We start from the raw sequence: 5519 nt of genomic DNA on the forward strand, positions 1-5519 counted from the left end.
ATATGCGACGCTCTTCGTGACCGCCGCCGGGCTGAAGAAGCCCTTCGGACCGTAGAAATTCATCCCGGTCGCGCAGACATCCATTGCCGAATAGCCCACGATGTCGCCCCTGATGCTGAACGGGATGCTTTCCGCCATTTCGTCTTCCTGGAGTAAAAAGGGTATTGTACTCTGCCCGGCGTCCGTCGATGCGGAAATGTCGGGCAGGATGGCAGGCGCCTGGCGCTTCCCGGAAAAATGGCGCATCCCCAATTTCCAGCGGAAATGCGCACTCAGCGATAGTGAGGCCGGGCGGATTTCATGGAGTCCACCGGATTAAGCGGCAACTGAATTGGTCAGTCACTTGTCAACATGAGGACATGGTATCGATTTACCGCGGATGCGGCGCATTCTCCAACATGCATGAGCCTGAGATTATCCGGGGAGTCGATGAGGGATCCCGCACATTGGGTTTTGTATCATATATCCCCGGAATCCATGATATTTCAAGACCAGGCACCGGAACGGCACGCTCAAGAGTGAGAAATCTGCCATGTACAATCCTTGCGTACTGCCGTGTTACGAGTATAGTTGTAGTGGAATGTAATGGAAATCTTATTTTCTGTTAGGCAGTTAACATATAATCCGTTTCTTCAAACGACATGGAAAAACCAGACACCATTCGAGAGCGACTTGATTTGGCGCTGGAAGCAGCGGGCTTGGATTTTTGGGAAAATGACCTGGTATCTGGCACGGTTATCCACAAGGCCACCAGGATATTTTCCGAGCTGGGCTATAGCGATGAAGATGCGCCTTACCTTGTCGACGACCTCTTGTCGCTCGTTCATCCCCAGGATATTCCTGTCATCAAGGAAGCGATTGAACAGCATTTGCAAGGCAGAAGTGCCCAATACCGCTGTGAATTCAGAATAAGGAGCAAGTCTGGAGATTGGGTATGGTATGCCAATTATGGCAAGGTGATGGACGGCGACAACCAGGCTGGAAGGCGTTTTATCGGCGTAACGTTCAACATCAATGACAGGAAATCACAAGAAGAGCTTCTAAAACGCACCAATCGTGCCCTTCACGTCATCAGTCGTTGTCACCGACTTATTCACAACATTGATGACGAAAACGAACTTCTCCAGGAAATATGCCGCATCATCGTGGAAAATGGCGGCTACCGCATGGCTTGGGTCGGTTTTGCACAAAACGATCTGGAAAAAACTGTTGAGCCGATGGCTTATGCGGGATTCGAGGCCGGATATCTGGAAAAGCTGCATATTTCCTGGAACGATGCAGAAGATAACGACAGCCCTACTGGCAAAGCAATTCGGAGCGGAGAGGTAATGGTCATAAGAGGCATAGCAAACAATCCTGACGCTGATTCCTGGCGCTCCATTGCCTTGGAACGGGGGTTTTCCTCGGCAATTTCGATTCCACTGAGGATTGAAGGGCAATCCATCGGGAATTTAAACATCTACTCCGATGAGTATCATGCCTTCGATTCAGAAGAAATTGATTTGCTGAAGCAACTAGCGGCCGACCTCTCTTTTGGCATTTCCCACATCCGAAACAAAATAAAGGCCAGGATAACTGAAGAAACCATTGAGCACCTCGCGCATTATGATGCGCTGACGGACCTCCCCAACAGAACGCTTTTTTCCCATTATCTGCAGCAAGCATTGGCGATTTCGAAGCGATCGAACTCGCGCTTTGCCGTCATGTTCATTGACGTGGACAACTTTAAGCCTATTAACGACAAACTTGGGCATGATGTCGGGGACTTGCTGCTAGCTGAAGTTGCAAAGCGTTTGCGACTGAGTTTACGCGAATCAGACATTGCTGCGAGATTCGGCGGAGATGAGTTTCTTGTGCTCTTGCCAACTATCGAATCAGACGACGATGCAAGGATCGTGGCTGACAAAATTGCTGATTCACTCAGACTGCCGTTTCCCATTGCAGACAATGCTATCCGAATTTCCGCGAGTATTGGAATAGCTATCTACCCTGACAATGGCCACGATGAGAACTACTTGATCAGGAATGCCGATATGGCAATGTACAAGGCAAAGCGCGAAGAGACTCCTGTTTGCTTCTACGCTGAGTAACAAAATTCCAGTCAGCCAAGTGCCACATGCACCATTTCAAGACCCTAACCTCACTAACCTATTATAAAATCACAGATTAATCGGGTCCGATCCCAATTTCTATCATGCTGCGAGTTCGGCCAGCACTTCGGGACGCTTCTGGGCGATGTCAATCAGCGTCTTTGCTGCGCCCGAAGGCTGGCGCCGCCCCTGCTCCCATTCCTGCAGCGTGCGCACCGAAACCCCGAGGAGCGCAGCGAACTGCGACTGCGACAGCCCGGATTTGACCCTCACCTCGACCACAGGCGAGATTGCGACAGCAGCGCCGCTTTCCGCGAGTATTTCCTTAACCGACTGTTCGATCTCTGCGGCGACATCCCGGGACGACTCCCACTTTTCGAGACTCGCGTCAGACATGGGCATTTTCGATGGCATCTTTCAACTCCTTCAGTTTGTGGCCCGCAATTGAATCCAGCGCGCTCTTGGCATAAATGAACAACAGCCAGACTTGTCCATTCGCCAGCCTGTTATAGTAGATGACCCGGACACCACCGAATTTTTCCGACCCGGCTCGCGTCCATCGCACCTTGCGTACCCCGCCTGAATCCCTGACCACTTCACCTGCTTCCGGGTTCTGGGCAATGAATGCAGCGAATTCACCCCTTTCCCGCTCGGTCCAGTAGTTCGGCCAGAGACGCCGGAACGTGGGCGTTTCAATCACGGTGTACATGGAAAGATTATACGTCAATGACGTATAATCCCAAGGAGGCGATGCGAATTTCGGCAAAAACGCCATAAAAGTGCGTATTTCGGTCGGTCGTGACCGGCCGTTTCGGCGGAACGTGACCGATGATTTCGGGGAATCGTGACCGGTCATTTCGGTCGATCGTGACCGATTTTGGATAATTTCCGAAACGGGCGGTCATGATAGCGAAATAGCCGGTCACGATACCGAAACGCATTGATTTATCTGAAGTAGTGGTTGCGCATGTATAACCATTTTAGGCATCCTCGGCAATTTGTCGGAGAAGGGGATGCCAGGAAAGAGAGTTTCCATGCGCAAAATCAAGGAATGTCTGCGTCTTAAGCTGACGTGCAATCTGTCGCACGAACGTATCGCCCTAGCTCTGGGTTTGTCCAAAGGGGCCGTCACCAAATATATTCAAATGGCCCGCGTGGCTGGGCTCGACTGGGAGACCCTGGCAGTTCTCGATGATGCTGGCATCGAGGAGAAATTGCTGCCTGCGACCCGCAGAATCGCAGGTGATCGGATTTATCCGGACATGGCCAGAATTCATCAGGAGTTGCGCCAGAAAGGGATCACGTTGCAACTACTCTGGGAAGAGTACCTCGCCGAGCATGCCGGATCGGCCACCTACCGCTATACGCAGTTCTGTTGTCTCTATCATGAATACGCGAAGAGCCTGAAGCGCTCGATGCGGCAGATTCACCGGGCCGGGGAAAAGCTCTTCATCGATTATGCCGGTCAGACGGTTCCGATTGTTGATGCGGCCAGCGGTGAAATCCGCCGGGCACATGTCTTCGTTGCGGTACTGGGGGCATCGAATTATACCTACGCCTGCGCCACCCCAGCAGAAACCCGGTCGGACTGGTTGAATGCGCTGACTCGCGCCATGACATTCTTCGGTGGCGTACCCGCCCTGATCGTGCCTGACAATCCCAAGGCGCTGATTACTGATCCGGATCGATACGAACCCAAGGTCAACTGGGTTGCACAGGATTGCGCACGCCATTACGGCTGCGCCATCCTGCCAGCGAGACCGCGACATCCCCAGGACAAGGCCAAAGTCGAGGTCGGCGTTCAGGTCGTCGAGCGATGGATTCTCGCCAGACTGAGAAACCGGCGTTTCTTCTCCGTAGCTGAACTCAATCTCGCCATTGCGGATCTGCTCGGTGAACTCAACAATCGCCCCTTCAAGAAACTGCCTGGAAACAGACGGGAATGGTTCGAATCGATCGATCGTCCCGCCCTCAACCCGTTACCGGACAAACCCTATGAGGTGGCCACGTTCAAGCGCTGCCGTGTCAACATCGACTATCATGTCGAAATCGAGGGACATTACTACAGTGTCCCGCATCAACTGGTAAGACAGGAACTGGATGCCAGGATCACGCAAACGATGGTCGAATTGCTCGCACGAGGCCGTCGGGTAGCCTGTCATCCGAAAAGCGAGCGACGTGGCGCCCATACCACGCGTGCCGAACACATGCCGGCATCACATCGGGCGCATCTGGAGTGGACGCCGCAGCGCCTGATCAACTGGGCGCGTGACATTGGCCCCAATGCCCTGCGCATCGTCAAGCATCAACTCGAATCCAAACCCCACCCCGAGCAAGGATACCGCGCCTGTCTGGGCTTGTTGTCTCTTGCACGTACCCATGGACGGGAACGGCTGGAAAAAGCTTGCGCGCGGGCGGTCGCCATCAAATCGCTTACCCGTCGCAGCGTATTCAATATCCTGCAAGCCGGGTTGGACGCCCATCCGCATCCGCCTCACAAGACGGACTGGATTGCCCCCGAGCACGACAATGTGCGAGGCCCCGATTACTACCACTGAAGAAAGGAACCGCAGCACCATGATGACGAACCAGACCCTGAATCAGCTCAAGGCACTCAGGCTTGATGGCATGGCCCGCGCCTTCGAGGAGCAGATATCCCTGCCAGCCAGTCACGAACTGCCGTTTGAAGACCGGCTCGCTTTGCTACTCGATCGCGAAATCACCTGGCGCGACAATCGCCGCCTGGAGCGGCTGCTGCGCGCAGCCAAACTGAAGCAGCCGCAAGCCTGTATCGAGGATGTCGATTATCGCGCGAGCCGTGGCATCGACAAGCGACTGATCCTGGCCCTCGCAGGCGGAGACTGGATCCGGCAGTCGCAGAACCTGCTGATCACCGGAGCCACCGGCATCGGCAAGTCATGGCTTGCCTGCGCACTAGCCAATCAAGCCTGTCGCCAAGGCTTCTCCGCCCTCTATGTCAGGATCCCGCGTTTACTCGATTCGCTCTCAATCGCTCACGGCGATGGCAGCTTCGGTCGCCAACTGGCGCAGTTGGCCAGAATCGACGTGCTGATCCTGGATGACTGGGGACTGACTCCCCTCGAACAGCTCGCACGACATGATTTGCTGGAAGTCGTCGATGACCGCGTGGGAACACGTTCCACCATCATCACCAGCCAATTGCCCGTCGATCATTGGCATGCCTGGCTCAATGATCCGACACTCGCCGATGCGATCCTCGATCGCCTCGTCCATCAATCTCACAGAATCATGCTCAAAGGAGATTCAATGCGAAAAAATCGACCGGAACAGACTTCCGGAAACACCCCATCGTGACCGACAGGTGTAGAATTTGATCTTGGCGCAACCCTACTTCTCCGATCGGTCACGATCAACTGAAATCGCCGGTCACGTTCACCGAAATGCGCA

The 5519-nt window shown here is 53.9% G+C and carries 6 protein-coding genes; 3 read left to right on the forward strand and 3 right to left on the reverse strand.

Going from position 1 to position 5519, the window contains the following annotated elements:
* A partial coding sequence (locus M7R55_RS11195) for a hypothetical protein (RefSeq protein WP_298220580.1) occupies positions 1-246 on the reverse strand: 246 nt, incomplete at its 3' end.
* Positions 247-641: 395 nt separating this feature from the next.
* Here M7R55_RS11195 and M7R55_RS11200 point away from each other — a divergent pair.
* On the forward strand, positions 642-2090 hold the full coding sequence (locus M7R55_RS11200) for a sensor domain-containing diguanylate cyclase (protein WP_298220583.1): 1449 nt from the start codon (positions 642-644) through the stop codon (positions 2088-2090).
* A gap of 102 nt (positions 2091-2192) precedes the next feature.
* Here the strand turns inward: M7R55_RS11200 and M7R55_RS11205 are convergent, their stop codons facing one another.
* Positions 2193-2486, reverse strand: a complete 294-nt coding sequence (locus M7R55_RS11205; protein WP_366881188.1) for a helix-turn-helix domain-containing protein — start codon at positions 2484-2486, stop codon at positions 2193-2195.
* A complete protein-coding gene (locus M7R55_RS11210; protein WP_298220591.1) occupies positions 2479-2799 on the reverse strand; it encodes a transcriptional regulator in 321 nt (106 codons plus the stop codon). The genes M7R55_RS11205 and M7R55_RS11210 overlap by 8 nt, the downstream gene beginning before the upstream one ends.
* 304 nt (positions 2800-3103) lie before the next feature.
* Here M7R55_RS11210 and istA point away from each other — a divergent pair, with 304 nt between their 5' ends.
* Both istA and istB read left to right on the forward strand, forming a co-directional pair.
* Positions 3104-4648 carry an IS21 family transposase gene (gene istA / locus M7R55_RS11215; RefSeq protein WP_298220585.1) on the forward strand — a complete coding sequence of 515 codons (1545 nt, stop codon included), beginning with the start codon at positions 3104-3106 and terminating at the stop codon, positions 4646-4648.
* Positions 4649-4667: 19 nt separating this feature from the next.
* Entirely contained in the window at positions 4668-5426 is a 759-nt protein-coding gene (gene istB / locus M7R55_RS11220; protein WP_298220587.1) for an IS21-like element helper ATPase IstB, read from the forward strand.
* Positions 5427-5519: the final 93 nt, after the last annotated feature.

It is taken from the genome of Halothiobacillus sp., assembly GCF_027346185.1.
Lineage (GTDB): Bacteria > Pseudomonadota > Gammaproteobacteria > Halothiobacillales > Halothiobacillaceae > Halothiobacillus.